This window comes from Pseudomonas sp. Bc-h (assembly GCF_002080045.1).
Classification (GTDB): Bacteria; Pseudomonadota; Gammaproteobacteria; order Pseudomonadales; family Pseudomonadaceae; genus Aquipseudomonas.
This window is the reverse complement of sequence record NZ_MUIN01000003.1, coordinates 57,250-73,912: the sequence shown is the minus strand read 5'-3', so window position 1 is coordinate 73,912 and position 16,663 is coordinate 57,250. Positions and strand designations below refer to the sequence as shown.

The window sequence follows — 16,663 nt, the reverse complement described above, 5'->3', positions numbered from 1 at the left end:
GAGCGTGGAGAGCATAAGGGATTCAAGATACTGTATGCATGAACAGTTATCAGGATTGCCCGCATGTCCATCTCATTGCCACCCCGCGGACGCGGCACCGCCACCAACCCGCACAACCGCTTCGCGCCCAATCGCTCTGTGGCCGAGGATGACGGCTGGTATCAGGAAGTACCGCTGACGCAAGGCACTACCGTCACCCTGGAAACCGCGAAGAGCATCATCGCGCGCAATTCATCGCCGGATATCCCGTTTGATCGCTCGATCAACCCCTATCGTGGCTGCGAGCATGGCTGCATTTATTGCTACGCAAGGCCCAGTCACGCCTATTGGGACATGTCGCCGGGGCTGGATTTCGAGACCAGACTGATCGCCAAGACCAACGCCGCCGCGCTTCTGGAGCAACAGCTGTCCAAGCCGGGTTACAGCGTTGCGCCGATCACGCTGGGCGCCAATACCGATCCGTATCAGCCCATCGAACGCGAATACAAAATCACCCGCGCCACGCTCGAGGTGCTGTTGCGCTATCGTCATCCGGTAACGATCATCACCAAAGGCTCGCTGATTCTGCGTGATCTGGATCTGCTCGCCGAGTTGGCGAAACAGCGACTGGTGTCGGTGTTCATCAGCCTGACGTCTCTGGACGATGAGCTCAAACGCATTCTTGAGCCTCGTGCCGCAGCGCCCAAAGCGAGGCTGCGCGCGATTCGGGTGCTACGGGATGCGGGTGTTCCAGTCGGCGTACTGCTGGCGCCAATGATCCCGATGATCAACGACATGGAGCTGGAAAAGCTGATGACCGAGGCCAAGGCTGCGGGAGCCTTGAGCGCGAGTTACGTGATGTTGCGCTTGCCACTGGAGGTTGCGCCGCTATTCGAAGAATGGTTGAAGGCGCATTATCCGCAGCGAGCCGAGCATGTGATGAGTCTGGTCCGGCAGAGTCGCGGCGGGCAGGTTTACGACAGCCGTTTTGGCTCTCGGATGCGTGGCGAGGGTGTGTTCGCCGAGTTGCTGGCGCAGCGCTACAGTATCGCTGTGAAGAGGCTCGGCTTGAACCAGCGGGACAGTTTCAAGCTCGACTGCGAGGCGTTCTGTCCGCCGGGAGGGCAGATGTCATTGTTGTGACTCAGGTGACGTCTATCTATCTGTAGGTGTGCTCTGCAGCAATCCGGCCGGCTACCGGTCGACGGTAGAAACCGGGGCCTGGATTAAGAATTTCTTAAGCGAGACCCGCGATCTAGAGCGATGCATTCAGTTTCAATTAAGTTTTTGCCGTTAAGGTGTTTAGCAAGTGACCGGCTGGTCGCGTACAGATGGAATTGTCCGTATTGCCTGAAAAAAGTGGGTCATCCACGGGAATCACTGGTAAATCCACTTCAATCCGTCAAAGAGGATGAGACATGACAGACATGGATAAACGGCCCCAGGTTACAACCCCGGGCGCCTTGGCCGAGGCAGAATCCGCCGATGTGGCCCTCAAGCACATCGTTGATGGCTTCAAGCATTTTCGCCACGACGTCTTCCCGCAACAGGAAGAACTCTTCAAAAAGCTCGCTACGGCTCAGCAGCCCCGCGCTATGTTCATCACTTGCGCCGACTCGCGCATCGTCCCCGAACTCATCACTCAAAGCTCCCCCGGCGACCTATTCGTCACCCGTAACGTCGGCAACGTGGTTCCGCCGTATGGCCCCATGAACGGCGGCGTTTCCACGGCCATCGAATACGCTGTCATGGCGCTGGGTGTGCATCACATCATCGTCTGCGGGCATTCCGACTGTGGCGCCATGCGTGCAGTACTCAATCCGGACACCCTGGAAAAGATGCCCACCGTAAAGGCCTGGTTGCGTCACGCCGAAGTCGCCAGAACCGTGGTCCAGGACAACTGCAATTGCTCGGGCGAACACGAAACGATGCACGTCCTCACAGAAGAGAACGTCATCGCGCAACTGCGTCATCTGCAGACTCACCCTTCCGTAGCGTCCAAGATCGCGGCCGGCCAGCTGTTCATTCACGGCTGGGTGTATGACATCGAGACCTGCGCGATTCGCGCTTACGATGCCGAGCAGGGAACCTTCCTTCCTCTGGATGGCGACAACGCCACTCCGATGGCAACGCCACGAAAACGTTACTGATCACGGGTTGAAACCGGCCGCAAGGCCGTTGAATCCGCGTCACCACTGACGGTTCACACCTCATTCAAGCTCGTAGCGGCCGCGCATTGCGCGTGCCGTCGGGCGTTGTCACGTCTGAAGAATCTCCGGAGAGTCGTCATGGCTACTACAGATCTGAAGTCTTTATTGCCACGGGAGCTGCTGGCTTCCGTGGTGGTTTTTCTGGTCGCCCTGCCGCTGTGCATGGGGATCGCCATCGCCTCTGGCATGCCGCCCGCCAAAGGTTTGATCACCGGCATCATCGGCGGCCTTGTGGTGGGTTGGCTGGCCGGCTCTCCCTTGCAGGTCAGCGGCCCGGCGGCAGGTCTTGCCGTATTGGTTTTCGAACTGGTGCGTGAGCACGGCATGGCAATGCTCGGGCCGATCCTGCTGCTCGCCGGGTTGCTGCAACTGGTGGCCGGGCGTCTCAAGCTTGGCTGCTGGTTCCGCGTGACCGCGCCTGCGGTGGTCTACGGGATGCTCGCGGGGATTGGCGTACTGATCGTGCTGTCTCAGGCCCATGTAATGTTCGACAGCGGTCCGAAACCTTCGGGGCTGGATAACCTGATCGCTTTCCCCGAAACCCTGTTCGGTGCCATAGGGCCGGGCAGCGGCATGCAGGCCGGGCTTCTGGGCCTAGGGACTATCGCGGTCATGTGGCTCTGGGAAAAGCGCCGCCCTCACGCTTTGCGCTTCGTGCCCGGCGCCCTCCTCGGTGTAGGCATCGCCACAGTCGTGAGCCTGGTGATGAACCTCCAGGTCAAGCGCGTTGAAGTCCCGGCCAATCTTGCAGACGCGATCGATTGGTTGCGTCCGGCGGATCTGTTGAGCCTGACCGACCCTGCGATCCTGATTGCGGCCATCGCTGTGGCATTCATTGCCAGCGCCGAAACGCTTTTGTCGGCTGCCGCCGTTGACCGGATGCATGACGGCCAGCGTTCGGATTTCGATAAGGAACTCAGCGCCCAAGGCGTCGGCAACATGCTCTGCGGCCTGGTCGGCGCGCTGCCGATGACCGGCGTGATCGTGCGCAGCTCGGCCAACGTGCAGGCCGGTGCCAAGACGCGCATGTCGGCAATGTTCCACGGTCTGTGGCTGCTGGCGTTCGTGTTGTTGCTGTCCAGCGTGCTGCAAAGCATTCCGGTGGCGAGTCTGGCGGGTGTGCTGGTCTACACCGGCGTGAAGTTGGTAGATCTCAAGGCGCTGCGCGGTCTGGGCCGTTATGGCCGCATGCCGATGTTTATCTACGGCGCGACAGCGAGCGCGATCATCCTCACGGACCTGTTGACCGGCGTGTTGATCGGCTTTGGTCTGACCCTGGTGAAGCTGGCGCTGAACGCTTCGCGGCTGAAGATCAATCTGGTGGATCTGGAAGCCGAGGGCGAGATGGAGCTGCGTCTGAATGGTGCCGCGACGTTTCTTAAAGTGCCTGCGCTGACTCAGGCACTGGGCGCAGTACCGCCCGGCACTACGCTGCATGTGCCACTGAGCAACCTCAGCTACATCGACCATTCCTGCCTTGAGTTGCTGGAGGAATGGGGTCGTGCCAATGCCGCACAGGGCTCGCGGCTGCTGTTGGAGCAGCGTCTGCTCAAGCGCCGGGTAGAGGGGCGGATTCGGACGTCGATTGGTGGGGCGGCGTTGCATTGAGCATTGATTAGCCCGACTGGGAACATTCGGTGACAGTCCGGCTTGCCGGCGGTGGCAATCTTGTGATCGCTACCGCCGCCAAGCCGGCCTGCTACAGGTCATATGCCGCCAGCAGCCCTATAAATCCTTCGTGCATTCCATCTCAAGCCCCACGCCCAGTTGGCGCGACAGGCTTGGCCAGCGTTTCCACGCAGCTTCGGTATCCGGGCTGACGAGTTGGTCTCGATAGGCCTCCACCGACTCCAGCGAAAAGCTGTCTTCGCCGAGCAACTCGTCGATGGCGTGATGCACCACTTCATCAAGCTGGTTGGCGAAGTCCTCACCAATCAGTTGATGGGCAATGACGCTGGCCACAGTGGTGTTCACCGGAATCAGCGGCTGGCCGAAGTGCACGATGTACAGGTCATTCACCTCTTCTACCAGACGATGCGCCAGATAGGCTTCGTCCAGAAGGCCATCCAGACCTTCATGACCAGCCATGATGGCGGGCGGTGCACTGAAAAACTGTTCGGCGATTTTCAGGACGGGTTTGATCTGACTATCGATCCCGGCTTGCAGTGCCACGTCGTGGGCGGCGTCCAGCAAATCCGGGACCTGTTCGATGTAGGCGATCACAAAACGCGTCAGCACACCTCGCGCGTCGACATCGGGAAGATGGATGGCAGGGTGCAAATGGGGAAGCTGCAATTCGAGTTGGCGCAATAACTGACCGGTCTGGGTCTCGTGTTCCTGTGCTCGTGTGATCTGCTCGCGCAATGCGGCGGTGTTCATGAATGCTCCATAGGGCAATAAAACCAGGCTGTCATTATAGGGAAGTCATACGTTAGCTTGCTTATCAACGTCGCTAAGACGTAATTGTCATAACAATTTCATAGTTATGTGCATCCGCTATTAAAAGGCCAGTTTTCCCGCATTGATCCTGAATTTTCTCGTAAATGCGCGTGCGTATAGCTGGGTTTCGCGGAATCTCCACTGCATTGCGCACCGTTTGGCCGTGTCTATACTCGGGTTTGTGATGAGTTTGCTGATGCAACTGGAATGTGACGCAGGCTTGGCCCCGGTCCTCTAGCCACTTACCCGACCGCTCCCTCGCCCGCACAGGCACTTGTGAACGCCGCTGCGCACGGCACGGTGTTCACCCCGCCTGAAATGACTGCTGGCTAATAAGAAGAACAAGAGGGGAAACCGCAATGATGCGACATCCACACGTCTGGATGGGCCTCCTGTTGTGGTCGATATTCGGCCAGGCACACGCCGCCTGGACCACGAATATGGCACCTGGAGCGACCGAGGTCAGTCACGAAGTCTTCGATCTGCACATGACCATTTTCTGGATATGTGTGGTGATCGGGATCATCGTGTTCGGTGCGATGTTCTGGTCGATGATCGTTCATCGCCGCTCGACCGGACAGGTTGCCGCGAAATTCCATGAAAGCACCACGGTGGAAATCCTCTGGACCGTCGTGCCGTTGCTGATCCTGATCGTCATGGCGATCCCCGCCACCAAGACCTTGATCCAAATGTACGACAGCACGGAATCGGGTCTGGATATCCAGATCACCGGTTACCAGTGGAAGTGGCATTACAAGTACCTGGGTCAGGACGTCGAATTCTTCAGCAACCTGGCGACCCCCGCCGACCAGATCCACAACAAGGAAACCAAGGGCGAGCACTACCTGCTTGAGGTGGATCAGCCGTTGGTGGTCCCGGTAGGCGTGAAAATTCGCTTTCTGGTGACGGCCGCCGACGTCATCCATTCCTGGTGGGTGCCTGCTTTTGCGGTCAAGCGCGACGCCATTCCCGGCTTCGTCAACGAGGCCTGGACCCGGATCGAGAAGCCGGGCATCTATCGTGGGCAATGCTCTGAACTGTGCGGCAAGGACCACGGCTTCATGCCGATCGTGGTCGAGGCCAAGACGCAGGCCGACTACGACACCTGGCTTGCCGGTCGCAAGGAAGAAGCCGCCAAGCTCAAGGAGCTGACCAGCAAGGAATGGACGCTTGAGGAGTTGGTGGCTCAGGGCGACAAGGTTTATCACACGACATGTGTGGCCTGTCACCAGGCTGAAGGTCAGGGGCTGCCGCCGATGTTCCCGGCGCTCAAGGGCTCGAAAACCGTGATGGGTCCGAAAGAAGAACACCTCTCCACGGTATTCCACGGTCGGCCAGGCACGGCGATGGCGGCGTTCGGCAAGCAGCTGTCGGAAGTCGATATCGCCGCAGTCGTCACCTACGAGCGCAACGCGTGGGGCAATAACAAGGGCGACATGGTCACGCCCAAAGACGTGTTTGCACTGAAACAGGCGGAGGCGAAATGAACGCTTTTTTGATTCCCGCCGTGCCTCCTGTAGCAGCCCGGCTCGCCGGCGGTGGCGGCCTTGAGATCGCTATCGCTGGCAAGTCGTGCAGCTACATCGAATTGCCGCCCGCAAGATTGAATACCCGTCAGCGTTTCGCAGGAGACAGGACATGAGCGCAGTGATTGACGACCATGGCCACGAAGGCCATGTGCATGGTCCGGCCAAGGGCCTGATGCGCTGGGTGCTGACCACCAACCACAAAGACATCGGCACGCTGTACCTGTGGTTCAGCTTCTGCATGTTCCTGCTGGGCGGCTCGTTCGCCATGGTGATACGTGCAGAACTGTTCCAGCCCGGCTTGCAGATCGTCGAGCCTGCCTTCTTCAACCAGATGACCACCATGCACGGGCTGGTGATGGTGTTCGGCGCGGTGATGCCGGCCTTTGTCGGGCTGGCCAACTGGATGATCCCGTTGATGATCGGCGCCCCGGACATGGCGTTGCCGCGCATGAACAACTTCAGTTTCTGGTTGCTGCCCGCCGCCTTTCTGCTGCTGGTCTCGACTTTGTTCACGCCGGGCGGCGGACCGAACTTCGGATGGACCTTCTACGCCCCGCTCTCCACCACCTACGCACCGGAAAGCGTCACCTACTTCATCTTCGCCATCCACTTGATGGGCATCAGTTCGATCATGGGGGCGATCAATGTCATCGCAACCATCCTCAACCTGCGCGCACCCGGGATGACCCTGATGAAAATGCCGCTGTTCGTCTGGACCTGGCTGATCACAGCGTTTTTGTTGATCGCTGTGATGCCGGTATTGGCGGGCTGCGTGACCATGATGCTGATGGACATTCACTTCCACACCAGTTTTTTCAGCGCCGCCGGCGGCGGTGATCCGGTGCTGTTCCAACATGTGTTCTGGTTTTTCGGGCATCCCGAGGTATACATCATGATCCTGCCGGCATTCGGCGCGGTCAGTTCGATCATCCCGGCGTTCTCGCGCAAACCGCTGTTCGGCTACACCTCCATGGTCTACGCCACGGCGAGCATCGCCTTCCTGTCGTTCATCGTCTGGGCGCACCACATGTTCGTGGTCGGCATTCCGTTGGTGGGCGAGCTGTTCTTCATGTACGCCACCATGCTGATTGCCGTGCCAACCGGGGTGAAGGTATTCAACTGGGTCAGCACGATGTGGCAGGGCGAACTGACCTTCGAGACGCCAATGCTGTTCGCCGTGGCGTTTGTAATTCTGTTCACCATCGGCGGCTTCTCCGGGCTCATGCTGGCAATCGCACCGGCTGACTTTCAGTACCAGGACACTTACTTCGTCGTCGCGCACTTCCATTACGTGCTGGTCCCGGGCGCGATCTTCGGCATCTTCGCCTCGGCCTATTACTGGCTGCCGAAATGGACAGGCCACATGTACGACGAAACCCTGGGCAAGCTGCACTTCTGGCTGTCCTTCATCGGCATGAACATGGCGTTCTTCCCGATGCATTTCGTGGGGCTGGCCGGAATGCCGCGTCGGGTGCCGGATTACAACCTGCAGTTCGCCGACTTCAACATGGTCTCGTCGATTGGCGCCTTTACCTTCGGCGCGACCCAGATCTTTTTCCTGTTCATCGTGATCAAGACTATCCGTGGCGGCCCGCCGGCCCCGGCCAAACCCTGGGATGGTGCCGATGGGCTGGAGTGGACCGTGCCTTCGCCTGCGCCGTATCACACCTTCGTGACACCACCAGAAGTCAAGTGAGGGAGTGAAGTGAGATGAGCGACACGCTGCGCCCGAACAAGCGACTCGTGACCCGCCTCCTGATATTGGTGGTGGCGATGTTCGCCTTCGGATTCGCGCTGGTGCCGCTCTACGACGTGATGTGCAAGGCGCTGGGCATCAATGGCAAGACCGGGGACCAGTACACGCAAACCCAGCAGGTCGATGACAGTCGCCAGGTGCGGGTGCAGTTTCTGGCGACCAACAATGCCGACATGAGCTGGGGCTTTTTCCCCAAGGCTGAAGAACTGACCGTGCACCCTGGCGCGGTCAGCGAAATGCTGTTCGTGGCGCAGAACCCGACCAACAAGCCGATGACCGCGCAGGCGATCCCGAGCATCTCGCCGAGCACCGCCGCGGTTTACTTCCACAAGACCGAATGCTTCTGCTTCACCCAACAAATGCTGCAACCGGGCGAACGCATCGAAATGCCAGTGCGCTTCATCGTCGATCGCGACCTGCCCAAAGATGTGAAACACCTGACGCTCGCTTACACGCTGTTCGATATCACCGCTCGCATGCCACCGGTCGCCCGCCCTGTTGCGGCAAATGGTGGCTAGGCCTCCGGGCCGAGGAGATTCAGAAGATGGCAACGCATGAGCATTACTACGTTCCGGCGCAGAGCAAATGGCCGATCATCGCTACGGTCGGCATGTTCATCACCATGTACGGCCTGGGCACCTGGTTCATCGACATGAAGGCAGGACGTGAATCCCACGGGCCGATCTTCTTTGCGATTGGCGGGCTGATCGTCGCCTACATCATGTTTGGCTGGTTCGGTACGGTAATCAAGGAAGGCCGGGCGGGGCTGTACAGCGCGCAGATGGACCGTTCGTTCCGCTGGGGCATGAGCTGGTTCATCTTTTCGGAAGTCATGTTTTTCGTGGCGTTCTTTGGTGCGCTGTTTTATGTGCGCAACGTAGCGGGCCCGGCGTTGGGTGGCGAAGGACCGAAAGGCATTGCGCACATGCTGTGGCCGAACTTTCAGTACACCTGGCCGTTGCTGCACACGCCCGATCCGAAGATGTTTCCGCCGCCCAGGGAAATCATCGATCCGTGGCATCTTCCCTTGATCAACACCGTGCTGCTGGTCAGTTCCAGTGTCACGGTGACCATCGCTCACCACGCTTTGAAAAAGGGCCATCGCGGCGCTTTGAAGCTGTGGCTGGCGCTGACCATTCTGCTGGGCATCGCCTTTCTGTCGCTGCAGGCCAAGGAATATCACGAGGCCTATACCGAACTGGGCCTGACTCTGGGCTCGGGCATATATGGCGCGACCTTCTTCATGCTTACGGGGTTTCACGGCGCCCACGTGACCATCGGCACGATCATTCTATTTGTGATGTTGATGCGGATCATGCGCGGACATTTCGATGCCGAGCATCAGTTCGGATTCGAGGCGGCGAGCTGGTACTGGCACTTCGTGGATGTGGTCTGGGTGGGGTTGTTCGTATTTGTGTATGTGCTTTGAAGGCGATGTCCGCGGGATGAATGCAAAGCCCCCTCCCACAGGTCGGTGCTAAAGGTGGATATCAGTGTGGGTGAGGTTTTTACCAGGGCGTGTGATAGACAAGCTGCCCGCTGAAATACCCATAGGCGATCAACACCAAGGTGATGGCGGCGCAGGTCACGCGCACGGTGAGCGCCTTGACCAGCCGGGTGGATGACGCGTCGTCCTTGACCAGAAAGAACAGGCCGCTGAACAGACTGACCACCGTGGCGATGAGCATAAAAACAATGGCCGCTTTGAGCATCGGGTAACTCCGGGAGCAAACGCTATGCAAGGGAGTATAGGTGTGGCTCGTCAGCAGGCGCGGGAAGCGTAATGAAGCGCTTTCGGCCTGGCATTGCGCCCACGCTGGTGGTCCTTGTGCTGCTGCCGGTGCTGATCTCGCTGGGCTGCTGGCAATTTAATCGGGGTGAGGAAAAGCGCGTCATGCTCGCCAATTATGCCGAGCGCCGGGCCGCGCCGCCGATGTCCGCCGAGTTACTGCCGACCACTGCCGATCCTGCTTATCGCCGGGTCCAGCTGCGCGGCAGCTTCGATGCCGAGCACAGCCTCCTACTGGATAACAGCACCCGTGACGGCAAGGCTGGCGTCGAATTGATTCAGCCCTTTCATGACCAGTCGAGCGGCCTGTGGCTGATGGTCAACCGCGGCTGGTTGCCCTGGCCGGACCGACGTACACCGCCGGTATTCGATACCCCTGCGCAATCGCTGAATCTGGACGCCTGGGTTTACCTGTCTCCAGGCGCGACCTTCCAGTTGCACCCCGATGCGCAGAGCGGCAGTTGGCCGAAACTGGTCACGGCGATGGACCCGGCCAAGGTCTGGCCGGAGCTGAGTCGCGAAGGCTTTGCCCATGAACTGCGGCTCGAAGCAGGGCCGGCGGCCTATCGCACCGACTGGCCGGTAGTCGCCATGAGCCCGGAAAAGCATCTGGGCTATGCGGTGCAGTGGTTCGCCATGGCCACGGCGCTGGTCGGGCTTTATCTGTATCTCAGCTTCAGCCAGCCTCGGATTGCCAAGCGCACTGACCAAAAAAATAAAAAGAAGGAGAAACCGCATGGGAACAGCGATGAATCCAGCCAGCATGTCTGAAACCCGGCCGCCGAAGAATCGGCGTCGAGGGCGGTTGCAGCTGATTCTGGTTCTGCTGGTAGCGCTCGGGCCGATGATCCTGGCCACCAGCATGTACAAGTTCAAGTTCTGGGTGCCGGACAGTCGCAGCTTTCATGGCGAACTGATCGGCAATGGCGAGAGCCGCACCGAACTGGGCGTGCAGGCCGACGAGAAACGCTGGCAGCTCTTGGTGACCGCGCCCGACCAATGCGAAGCCGACTGCCAGCAACTGGTGTATCTGGCGCGGCAGGTGCAGATCGGGCTGGGGCGTGATGCCTCCCGCGCCAGCCATGCGCTGACCACCACTCAGCCGCTCGATCCCGAGTACGACGCCAAACTGACCCGCGAATATCCGCAGCTGCAACGTTACCCGCTGGACCTCAAGCGCTACCAGCGCACGGCGCCGGGCGTTGACCTGCCGCAACTGTGGATCGTCGATCCTCACGGCAATCTCGTGCTTCGCTATGGCGCGCAGGTCAACGGCAAGGACTTGCTCAACGATCTGCGCCAATTGCTGAAACTGTCGAACATCGGATAAGGGGGTCATGATGACCAGGCCCGGATTTCGTCTCGCACTGTTTGCAACCGGCTTGGCGCTGGTGGTCGTGCTGCTCGGCGCCTACACCCGACTGACCCATGCCGGCCTTGGCTGCCCTGACTGGCCCGGCTGTTATGGCTTCATCAGCGTGCCCAAGAGCGAGGTGCAGCTGGCTCATGCCGAGCTGCATTTTCCAGATGCTCCGGTGGAAGAGCACAAGGGTCGCAACGAGATGGTCCATCGCTATTTCGCGGGTGGTCTGGCGCTGATGATCATGATGCTCGGCGTGCAGGCCTGGCATCGGCGGCATTTCGTCGATCAACCGGTGGGGCTGCCGTTGGCATTAGTGGGGGTAGTGTTCGCACAGGCCGCGTTCGGCATGTGGACGGTAACGCTCAAGCTCTGGCCGCAGGTGGTCACGGCGCATTTGCTGGGCGGCATCACGACGCTTAGCCTGTTGTTTCTGCTGACGCTTCGCCTGAGTGGGGCGTTCTCGCCGATGCCGCAGATTGGCCCGCGCTTGCGGCGTCTGGCGGCGGTCGGTCTGGTGCTGGTGGGGCTGCAGATCGCCCTCGGCGGCTGGGTCAGCTCCAACTACGCGGCCATGGCCTGCACAGACCTGCCGACCTGTCAGGGTCAGTGGTGGCCGGAGGCCGACTTCGCCAATGGCTTTCATCTGACCCAGCACATCGGCCCCAATTATCTCGGTGGCAAGCTGGACAGCACCGCGCGAACTGCGATTCACCTGACCCACCGCATCGGCGCAGTGCTAGTGACGCTCTCATTGCTTGCGCTGGCCTGGCAGATGCATCGCGCCGGCCTCAAAAGCCTGGCGGGTTTGCTGGTGCTGGCGCTGGGTGTTCAGGTCGGGCTGGGCGTCAGCAATGTGCTGTACCACCTGCCATTGGCAACGGCTGTCGCTCATAACGCTGGGGGCGCAGCGTTGATGCTGACCATGACCCTGATCAACTACCGGGTTCGGCCGTTGTATGCAACCTCACGAAGACACGCTCCCAGCTTCTGGCAACACGCCCATGTGCTTCTTCACCTGGGGCCACATCGTTGAGATTGAAGCACTGAGCTCACTTCTGCAGCAAAGATTCGGTATGCCGGGAGTGGCTTTTTTTACGTTCGATCAGAGAAGGAAACAAGCGGATGACAACCACCACCGGCGAGCAGCATCGCCAGGCGCTGTGGCGGGACTATCTGGAGCTGACCAAGCCCAAGGTTCTGGTACTGATGCTGATCACCTCGCTGGTGGGCATGTTTCTCGCCACTCGGGCTGGCGTGCCGTGGGTGGTACTGGTGTTCGGCAATCTGGGGATTGCGCTGTGCGCCGGTGGTGCAGCCGTGGTCAATCATGTGGTGGACCGGCGCATCGATGCCCTGATGGCTCGGACCCATAAGCGCCCCATCGCCGAAGGCCGCGTTTCGCCTGCAGCGGCCCTTACCTTTGCCGCGCTGTTGGCAATCAGTGGTCAAGCGCTGTTGCTTACCTTCACCAACACGCTGGCCGCGTGGCTGACCCTGGCGTCGCTGCTTGGCTACGCGGTGATCTATACCGGCTTCCTGAAGCGTGCGACGCCACAGAATATCGTCATTGGCGGTCTGGCCGGTGCCGCGCCGCCCATGCTCGGCTGGGTCGCTGTCACCGGGCACGTCACGGCCGAGCCGTTGCTGCTGGTGCTGATCATATTCGCCTGGACGCCGCCGCACTTCTGGGCGCTGGCGATTCATCGCAAGGAGGAATACGCCAAGGCCAAGATCCCGATGTTGCCGGTGACCCACGGCGAGCATTACACCAAGCTGCATATCGTGCTCTACACCTGCGTGTTGTTGGCAGTGAGCCTGATGCCCTTCGTGATCAAGATGAGCGGGGTGCTGTACCTGGCCTGCGCCAGTGTGCTGGGGATTCGCTTTCTGCATTGGGCTGTGGTGTTGTACCGTGGCAGCCGGCCGCACGCCGCGATCAACACCTTCAAGTACTCGATCTGGTACTTGCTGCTGCTGTTCATCGCGCTGCTCGTAGATCACTACTTATTGTTGAATTTATGACCCGAACCCAAAAAACCGTCTTCATTCTCGTGGCCATCGTTGCGGTGGTGCTGGGCCTGACTGTCAACCGAGTGCTGTCTGGCAAGGGTCAGGGCGACCAGACCGCGCTGATCGATGCGGGTGTGATTCTGCTGCCGCAAAGCCGCAATGTGCCTGACCTGAAAATGACCGATCAGGATGGTCAGCCGGTGTCGCTGGACAGCCTGAAAGACAAGTGGACGCTGCTGTTCTTTGGTTACACCTTCTGCCCGGACATCTGCCCGACCACCCTCGCCCAATTGCGTCAGATCAAAAGCGAACTGCCGAAAGAGGCCGTGGACAAATTGCGCATCGTCCTGGTCAGCGTCGACCCCAATCGAGATACGCCGCAGCAGCTCAAGACCTACCTGGGCTATTTCGATAAACAGTTCGTGGGCCTGACCGCGCCAGTGGACAGCATTCAGAAGCTGGCGAATGCGGTGAGCATTCCGTTCATTCCGGCGGATACCAGCAAGCCGAACTACACCGTCGACCACAGCGGCAACCTCGCCCTCCTCGGTCCCGATGGCACCCAACGCGGTTTCATCCGCGCGCCGTTGAACAACCAGAAGCTGGTGGCGCAATTGCCGGGGTTGGTGCAGAGGAAGTAAAAGGCAGGATGGATGATCTTTCCCACACTCCGGGTGGGCATGCATCCTATGACGCTCCGCGCCACAGTGGGCGCAGAGCGACCTGATCGGCGTTCCCACGCGGAGCGTGGGAACGATCATCCAACATCAGACCTGTAGCAGTCAGAGCTGCGGCGAGCACCGCGTTCGATCAGAACGCCGGAACCACGGCACCCTTGTACTTGGTCTCGATGAACTCCCGGGTTTCTGGGCTGTGCAACGCGGCGACCAGTTTCTGGATGGCTGGCGAATCCTTGTTGTCCTCGCGGGTCACCAGAATGTTCGCGTATGGCGACTCCTGACCTTCGATGATCAGCGCATCCTTAGTCGGATCGAGCTTGGCGGTCAGCGCGTAGTTGGTGTTGATCAGCGCCAGGTCGACCTGAGTCAGCACGCGCGGCAGGGTCGCGGCTTCCAGTTCGCGAAATTTCAGCGCTTTCGGATTCTGCTGCACATCGCTCGGTTTGGCAGTGATGCTGGTCGGGTCCTTCAGCGTGATCAGACCGGCTTTGACCAACAACAGGAACGCGCGGCCTTCGTTGGTCGCATCGTTTGGTAGGGCCACGGTTGCGCCATCAGGCAGGTCGGCGAGGTTCTTGATCTTGTCCGAATAGGCACCGAACGGCTCGACGTGGACCTTGGCCACGCTCACCAGATGCGTACCCTTGCCCTTGTTGAACTCGTCCAGATACGGCTGGTGCTGGAAGAAGTTGGCGTCCATGCGCTTCTGGTCGACCTGCACGTTGGGCTGAATGTAGTCGTTGAAGACCTTCACGTTCAGCGTCACGCCTTCTTTGGCCAGTGCCGGTTTGACGAATTCGAGAATCTCGGCGTGCGGCACGGCGGTGGCCGCGACGGTCAGGGTTTCATCGGCATGGGCCGAAAATGCAGCCACTGCAGCGAATACGGCCAACAGCTTCTTCATGGTTCTACTCCTTGAAATGCGCGCTGTTCGGCGCGCATTTACCGGTCAATGACCGGCGAAATCGGTTAACGGTGTGAAAAGTGCGCGACCAGTCTGTCGCCCACGGTTTGCAGAATCTGCACCAGCACCAGCAGCAATACGACCGTCACGAACATCACATCGTTCTGGAAGCGCTGATATCCGTAGCGAATCGCCAGGTCACCCAGACCGCCTGCGCCCACGGCACCCGCCATGGCGGTAAACGACACCAGCGCAATCGCGGTGACGGTGATCGCTGCAAGAATGCCCGGACGCGCTTCAGGCAGCAGCGCCTTGACGATGATCTGCCGTGTGGTGGCGCCCATCGCCTGAATCGCTTCGATGATCCCGCGGTCCACTTCACGTAGCGCGGTTTCTACCAGGCGGGCGAAGAACGGCGTGGCGCCGGCGATCAGTGGCGGCAGTGTGCCGAGAATTCCCAGCGAAGTGCCGGTGATGATTTCGGTCAGCGGCATCATCACGATTAGCAGGATGATGAACGGCAAGGCCCGCAGCATGTTCACGATCAGGCCGACCGTGGCGTACACCGGTTTGTTCTCGAGCAGCTGGCGGGGCGAAGTGAGGAACATCAGCACGCCCAGAGGCAGGCCGAGCAGCACGGTGAAGGCCAGGGACACGCCGAGCATGATCAGGGTATCGCCGGTGGCGACCCAGATTTCGTACCAGTCGACGTTGGAAAACAGATTGATCAGGGTATCCATCAGCGCAGGACCTCCATGTGAACGTCAGCCGCAGTGAAGCGGGCGAACGCGGCGTCCATGTCGCCGCCAGTGATGGCGAGCGTCAGTTGCCCGTAAGGAGTGTCCTTGATGCGGTCGATGCGGCCAGCCAGGATGCTGTAGTCCACGCCGGTTTCCCGGGCGACGGTTCCGAGTAGCGGCGCGTAGGTCGCTTCGCCCTGAAAGGTCAGACGCACGATGCGCCCCTGAACATGAGCGAAGTCGCTGTTCTGATCGTTCTCGTCGACCTGCTCGTCTTCCTGCACGAAACGGCGAGTGGTCGGGTGCTTCGGATGCAGGAACACATCGGCCACCGCGCCTTGCTCGACGATGACGCCGGCGTCCATCACGGCAACCTGATCGCAGACGCGACGAATCACGTCCATTTCGTGGGTGATCAGCACGATGGTCAGCTTCAGCTCACGGTTGATTTCGGCCAGCAGTTGCAGCACCGAAGCCGTGGTCTGCGGGTCGAGGGCACTGGTGGCCTCGTCGCACAGCAGAATCTTTGGTTTGGTCGCCAGGGCACGGGCGATACCGACGCGCTGTTTCTGGCCGCCGGAGAGCTGCGCCGGGTATTTCTTCGCGTGATCGGACAGACCGACCCGGGCCAGCAACTCGGCCACTCGCTGGTCGATCTGCGCACGGGACATGTCACCGGCCAGGGTCAGCGGCATGGCGACGTTATCGGCCACGGTCCTGGAAGACAGCAGGTTGAAGTGCTGGAAGATCATCCCGACCTGACGACGAAAGCCACGCAGACCATCGGCGTCCAGTGCGGTGACATCGACGTGGTCGACCAGGATCCTGCCGCCGCTTGGCGCTTCCAGACGATTGATCAGCCGCAACATGGTGCTTTTGCCCGCACCGGAATGGCCGATCAGACCAAATACCTGGCCGTCTTCGACCCGCAGGCTGGTGGGGTGCAGCGCGGGAATTTCCCTGTCGGCAACCCGATAGGTTTTATGGACGTTTTGAAACTCGATCACGTAGCGAACCTTGTGGGGGCGCGGTAGAAGTTCAGCGTGAGAAAAGTCTCGAACGCTGCTGGGGCGACCGGCGAGATTGAGCCGCTGACCGCCTCGGCTGGATAAACCGGGCGCGCATTTTAGCCTGTCAGGCCGGGGTTGGGCCCAGATTTCTTAGCATTTATTTAGCACCGCACCTGCCGAACGGTCATAACGGCGAGTCACGGGCAGGTGATGCAACGTTAGACCAAAGGTCTGAAAAAACACGGAACGGCCGT

Annotated in this window: 18 protein-coding genes; 13 read left to right on the top strand and 5 right to left on the bottom strand. The window is 59.9% G+C overall.

The window, feature by feature from the left end:
* Positions 1 to 63: 63 nt before the first annotated feature.
* The 3 genes from BWR59_RS05075 (at position 64) to BWR59_RS05065 (ending at position 3,797) form a co-directional block, all read left to right on the top strand.
* Positions 64 to 1,122: a PA0069 family radical SAM protein gene (locus BWR59_RS05075; protein ID WP_081564561.1), complete on the top strand. Its 1,059-nt coding sequence runs from the start codon at positions 64 to 66 to the stop codon at positions 1,120 to 1,122.
* Between the two features lie 275 nt (positions 1,123 to 1,397).
* Positions 1,398 to 2,129: a carbonic anhydrase gene (locus BWR59_RS05070; RefSeq protein WP_081564560.1), complete on the top strand. Its 732-nt coding sequence runs from the start codon at positions 1,398 to 1,400 to the stop codon at positions 2,127 to 2,129.
* 138 nt (positions 2,130 to 2,267) lie between these two features.
* On the top strand, positions 2,268 to 3,797 hold the full coding sequence (locus BWR59_RS05065) for a SulP family inorganic anion transporter (protein WP_081564559.1): 1,530 nt from the start codon (positions 2,268 to 2,270) through the stop codon (positions 3,795 to 3,797).
* Between the two features lie 117 nt (positions 3,798 to 3,914).
* Here BWR59_RS05065 and BWR59_RS05060 read toward each other — a convergent pair whose 3' ends face one another.
* Positions 3,915 to 4,568, bottom strand: coding sequence for a hypothetical protein (locus BWR59_RS05060; RefSeq protein WP_081564558.1), 654 nt, complete (start codon positions 4,566 to 4,568; stop codon positions 3,915 to 3,917).
* A gap of 419 nt (positions 4,569 to 4,987) precedes the next feature.
* Between BWR59_RS05060 and coxB the strand changes: the two genes are divergently transcribed.
* Genes coxB through BWR59_RS05040 form a run of 5 tightly spaced genes read left to right on the top strand, consistent with a single transcriptional unit; the run spans position 4,988 to position 9,342 of the window.
* On the top strand, positions 4,988 to 6,115 hold the full coding sequence (gene coxB / locus BWR59_RS05055) for a cytochrome c oxidase subunit II (protein WP_081564557.1): 1,128 nt from the start codon (positions 4,988 to 4,990) through the stop codon (positions 6,113 to 6,115).
* The gene (locus tag BWR59_RS32350) at positions 6,112 to 6,270 is read left to right on the top strand and encodes a hypothetical protein (protein ID WP_168184451.1); all 159 of its coding nucleotides are present in this window, start codon (positions 6,112 to 6,114) and stop codon (positions 6,268 to 6,270) included. The genes coxB and BWR59_RS32350 overlap by 4 nt, the downstream gene beginning before the upstream one ends.
* Positions 6,267 to 7,853, top strand: coding sequence for a cytochrome c oxidase subunit I (ctaD, locus tag BWR59_RS05050; RefSeq protein ID WP_081564556.1), 1,587 nt, complete (start codon positions 6,267 to 6,269; stop codon positions 7,851 to 7,853). The genes BWR59_RS32350 and ctaD overlap by 4 nt, the downstream gene beginning before the upstream one ends.
* 14 nt (positions 7,854 to 7,867) lie before the next feature.
* Positions 7,868 to 8,431 (top strand): cytochrome c oxidase assembly protein, encoded by a 564-nt coding sequence (locus tag BWR59_RS05045; protein WP_081564555.1) that lies wholly within the window; start codon positions 7,868 to 7,870, stop codon positions 8,429 to 8,431.
* A gap of 26 nt (positions 8,432 to 8,457) precedes the next feature.
* Positions 8,458 to 9,342, top strand: a complete 885-nt coding sequence (locus tag BWR59_RS05040; protein WP_081564554.1) for a cytochrome c oxidase subunit 3 — start codon at positions 8,458 to 8,460, stop codon at positions 9,340 to 9,342.
* A 79-nt stretch (positions 9,343 to 9,421) separates the two neighbouring features.
* On the opposite strand, the gene BWR59_RS05035 is transcribed toward BWR59_RS05040, so the two are convergent.
* Positions 9,422 to 9,625: a twin transmembrane helix small protein gene (locus BWR59_RS05035; protein ID WP_081564553.1), complete on the bottom strand. Its 204-nt coding sequence runs from the start codon at positions 9,623 to 9,625 to the stop codon at positions 9,422 to 9,424.
* Positions 9,626 to 9,696: 71 nt separating this feature from the next.
* Here BWR59_RS05035 and BWR59_RS05030 point away from each other — a divergent pair, with 71 nt between their 5' ends.
* The 5 genes from BWR59_RS05030 (at position 9,697) to BWR59_RS05010 (ending at position 13,716) form a co-directional block, all read left to right on the top strand.
* The gene (locus BWR59_RS05030) at positions 9,697 to 10,473 is read left to right on the top strand and encodes an SURF1 family protein (protein ID WP_081564552.1); all 777 of its coding nucleotides are present in this window, start codon (positions 9,697 to 9,699) and stop codon (positions 10,471 to 10,473) included.
* On the top strand, positions 10,439 to 11,032 hold the full coding sequence (locus BWR59_RS05025) for a hypothetical protein (protein WP_081564551.1): 594 nt from the start codon (positions 10,439 to 10,441) through the stop codon (positions 11,030 to 11,032). Before BWR59_RS05030 ends, BWR59_RS05025 begins: the two co-directional genes overlap by 35 nt.
* Before the next feature lie 10 nt (positions 11,033 to 11,042).
* Positions 11,043 to 12,098 (top strand): COX15/CtaA family protein, encoded by a 1,056-nt coding sequence (locus BWR59_RS05020; RefSeq protein WP_081564550.1) that lies wholly within the window; start codon positions 11,043 to 11,045, stop codon positions 12,096 to 12,098.
* 89 nt (positions 12,099 to 12,187) lie between these two features.
* On the top strand, positions 12,188 to 13,087 hold the full coding sequence (gene cyoE, locus BWR59_RS05015; protein ID WP_081564549.1) for a heme o synthase: 900 nt from the start codon (positions 12,188 to 12,190) through the stop codon (positions 13,085 to 13,087).
* Positions 13,084 to 13,716 (top strand): SCO family protein, encoded by a 633-nt coding sequence (locus tag BWR59_RS05010; RefSeq protein WP_081564548.1) that lies wholly within the window; start codon positions 13,084 to 13,086, stop codon positions 13,714 to 13,716. Before cyoE ends, BWR59_RS05010 begins: the two co-directional genes overlap by 4 nt.
* Positions 13,717 to 13,885: 169 nt before the next feature.
* Here BWR59_RS05010 and BWR59_RS05005 read toward each other — a convergent pair whose 3' ends face one another.
* From BWR59_RS05005 to BWR59_RS04995, 3 genes are all read right to left on the bottom strand, one after another.
* Positions 13,886 to 14,659, bottom strand: a complete 774-nt coding sequence (locus tag BWR59_RS05005; protein ID WP_081564547.1) for a MetQ/NlpA family ABC transporter substrate-binding protein — start codon at positions 14,657 to 14,659, stop codon at positions 13,886 to 13,888.
* A 65-nt stretch (positions 14,660 to 14,724) separates the two neighbouring features.
* Positions 14,725 to 15,399, bottom strand: coding sequence for a methionine ABC transporter permease (locus BWR59_RS05000; RefSeq protein WP_062386400.1), 675 nt, complete (start codon positions 15,397 to 15,399; stop codon positions 14,725 to 14,727).
* Positions 15,399 to 16,406, bottom strand: coding sequence for a methionine ABC transporter ATP-binding protein (locus BWR59_RS04995; RefSeq protein WP_081564546.1), 1,008 nt, complete (start codon positions 16,404 to 16,406; stop codon positions 15,399 to 15,401). Before BWR59_RS04995 ends, BWR59_RS05000 begins: the two co-directional genes overlap by 1 nt.
* Between the last annotated feature and the right edge of the window lie 257 nt (positions 16,407 to 16,663).